3 protein-coding genes are annotated in these 3,456 nt (G+C 28.7%); 2 read left to right on the forward strand and 1 reads right to left on the reverse strand.

The window, feature by feature from the left end; all coding sequences use genetic code 11:
* Nucleotides 1-262, forward strand: a 262-nt coding sequence (locus tag PVA17_RS24480; protein ID WP_274069295.1) for a hypothetical protein, incomplete at its 5' end; no start/stop codon positions are given.
* A 1,422-nt stretch (nucleotides 263-1,684) separates the two neighbouring features.
* Entirely contained in the window at nucleotides 1,685-1,942 is a 258-nt protein-coding gene (locus tag PVA17_RS24485) for a hypothetical protein (RefSeq protein ID WP_274069296.1), read from the forward strand.
* Nucleotides 1,943-2,424: 482 nt separating this feature from the next.
* Here the strand turns inward: PVA17_RS24485 and PVA17_RS24490 are convergent, their stop codons facing one another.
* Nucleotides 2,425-2,565 (reverse strand): hypothetical protein, encoded by a 141-nt coding sequence (locus PVA17_RS24490; RefSeq protein ID WP_274069297.1) that lies wholly within the window; start codon nucleotides 2,563-2,565, stop codon nucleotides 2,425-2,427.
* Nucleotides 2,566-3,456: the final 891 nt, after the last annotated feature.

A 3,456-nucleotide genomic window follows, 5' to 3' on the forward strand; every position in this document is an offset into this window, starting at 1 on the left:
TCCACACTATCATCTTACAAGATATAGAGATATTACTGATACGAATGATTTTGAAATAATTCATGAAAGTATCGCAGTTAATTTAAAACAGGGATATTGGGAAATATATTATCAAGGTGGAAATCTGGAAAAAATCAACGAAAAAAGCGGGAGTTTAAAAGACTATGGAATATTTCTTTTTACAGTCACGCTAAAAGAAGAGGATGATATTGTAACATCCTTAGAAAACGCTTTTGATACTTGGCTGCAAAAATATAGTTAATATGAAAAAAGTTTTCTAATAGGGATAATGATATCTTCGTAAACATATCATTACTTAAAGCTGTTATTAAATAATCAATAGATTTAAATAGAGATTAAGAGGCTACCACATTATTTTGGCAGCCTCTTCCGTTTTATGGAAAAGTAAGTTGCTATCGAGTACAGCAGAATGATAAAGTTCAAGCGAAATTAAAGTTGATTTTGTTTTAGAAACAGACACAGATAGAATACATAGACCCTCCTATAGCCAAACCCACTTAAAGTAGGTTCTTTATAGAGGTTTAGAAAAGACTAAAAAAGCTTTTATAGTTTTTATATCTAATAGGTTAGGCAAGCAACGGGATTACCGTTGGAGATGAATATAAGACGTTAATCTAACTCAAGTTGCTTCAAAGCCAAAAAAAAAACATGTTTTTTGAGTCTATTGTATTCTGTTTTTAGTTTTGATAAGATGATATAAATAGATTGGTAAGAGGGAAGAACCTGCTTCAAAATAACCATTAGTCATGATGTTTCTTTTACATGGCTATTTAATGGTGTTTTGAAGCGGGTTCTTTTTTATTAGACTTTTTTCGAGAATGAGAGGTGTCCAGCAAGTGTTTTGGCACGAATGAAAAGGGTTTAATTTATATAATCATCTATGATATAGAAAGGAAGACATATTTATATGCCTTAATTAACCGTTGTAATTAGTGTTTTAAATCAATACATAAGGTTGAAGTTTAACAGGAATATAACCATGAAAAATGCAAAAAAAGAGAACATTGTATTGTTAATCAGCCAATTGCTATTAATTGTTGTTGATGTGGTATGCGAATTACCTAATGCAAAGTTTGTATCTAATTTGATAGATTACGGATGTCGATTAGGTTTTTTCCCCGCTAGCAGAGAATATACTACGGTTTAAATGAGAATTAAAATGTGGTATACACATGATAAACTGAATGATTATAAAGGGAAGCCTTAATCTAAAGAAGCATTTTGAAGAGCAAACGAAAGTTTGCTCTTTTTTTAGTAAAGTAGCAGTGTATTTCACTCTGCTACATATGTTTATTTAATAGAAATTTTTCGATGAGTCCATTTGGGTAGTCACTTCTTTTGTTTTCTATTGAAAGATCCTTTAGCCTTGTGAATTACTCTATGGTGGGTCGGACAAACAATCATGATGTTCGGGGGAGTATTGTTTTAAGTTAACGAGAACTCTTCAATTTGATATCCCTAGAAGTGGTGGAATCAATAGAAGTGTTGATATTTCGTGTAGCAACTAACAGAATGAAGATAGTAGTCGATGAATTTCACTTTCACCGAGAACGAAAATAATTGATTAATAGAAGTATAAAAATCTAAATGAACGTCTATATTGTAATTAAGAATTACGATTGATTCAAATGCTAATTTCGATTATCTAAAGGAGTGAAATAGTATGAGCCACGACCAATATCATGAAGAACATGATAATATCTTACATTACTGCTTCACATACAGCTTAGAGGTTAAATACTACTACATGATGGTGAAAGAACTGAAAAAGGGACGTAGAATTCAGTCCATTCAGTTAGGAGATAGCCAACTATTGATATGTTCATATAAACTGCCAAATTCAATTGATCTATGTGTACAGATTCCAATTGTATCATCTGTTAAACAAATGCCTTTAAAACCGTCCGGAACAAGCGAATAGGAGTTTTATAAGTATAGTACTGAAAAATCCGAAAACGACGAAAGAGCCTAATTATAGGCTCTTTTTTACGTACATAGGCAACGACTCTACAGATTGATACAATCAATAATTAATAATTTTAGAAATCTAATTTAAAGAAACAGAGTACTTCATTATGCTATAAATGTTTATTTAACATTAATTTTTCAATGAACCCATTTTAAAAATTCTTTTCTGATAATACAGTTTTTCAGTTAAGTTTAAATAGTTTAAATTAAAATTTGAACATAAGTGTGGCGGTGAGTGTTCTAAAATAAATAATTTTTTGGAATAGTTGCAGCAGCTGAATAACTAAAAAAAAAGACCGTTAAATCAACGTTAGAGGTCATTATTAGTACTTAATCTTTACGGTAACATTATCATCTTTATCACGAATTTATGAAAATCACTCAACTATTAAGCGTTATATATTATTGATTGGCTGTATGAAAGGTCGTCTCCATCTAAGAGTCGGGTAACAACATTTGACGACCGTCTCCACATGCATTCTTTTTTTCTTCTTCTTTGTTAATCAATCCTCCTAATACTTTTCTGTCTACTGTACGAATAATTAATTCTTCCATTTGAACAAGTGTTTGTTTCAATTCCTATCAGTATTAGTTTTGGTATTATTTATCAAATAATGAAATCACCCACTGCGTTTAAATTCGCAAACGATTAATTAGTTTTTTTATTTATTCAGTCTTTCTATTAATACTACAATCTAATTGTCTTAAAACCTCCATAACAATAAAAGACTAAATAAAAAAATTTCCAAAAAGTAGAAGGAATTTTAAAAGAAATGTTTAATATGTAATATTATAGAAAATAAAGAATTAATAGGGTGTTTGATTGTGAATTTCTTCTTTTTAACTTTTTGATAGTAGCATTTCGAAATTTATTAGTTTCCAATCCTTTAAACAAACAATAGATAAAAAGAGTTTTTGTGTAAATATTCCAATTTAAGTGATATTTATAGCCAAAGGTGAATTAACAGGGATAAATCACATCTTGAATATAGGATTAATAAATAATAAACAAAAAGTCAGCCTAAAAATACACTGAAAGGAGGTGATTTATATGCAATGGAATTATTAATATTTAGTAAGGAAGAATGTAATTAAACTTATTAAAACAAAAAGCAGCTTAAAAGATACATTGAAAGGAGGTAATTTATATGCAATGGAATTATTAATACTTAGTAAAGAAAAACGTAATTCAACTTATTAATTATTACGGATGTACATGCTAACAATTATGATTATAAAAAGACAGGGCGTATTCCCTGTCTTTTTATAATGTTAAAACAGGTGATAATATGATAAATGCTTTTAGAGCTTTAAAGATTCAGATTTATTTTTAATTAAAAAATTCAACTGTTATTCCTTTATGTGCTAGATTAAAAAATACCCAATTTGAAGAAGTATATAATTTCGAAAATGATCTTTACAAATTTTTAGATAAAATACGAAATAATTCTTAAAATAATATCAATT

Origin of the sequence: Lysinibacillus sp. CNPSo 3705 (assembly GCF_028674935.1) — a bacterium.
Classification (GTDB): Bacteria; Bacillota; Bacilli; order Bacillales_A; family Planococcaceae; genus Lysinibacillus.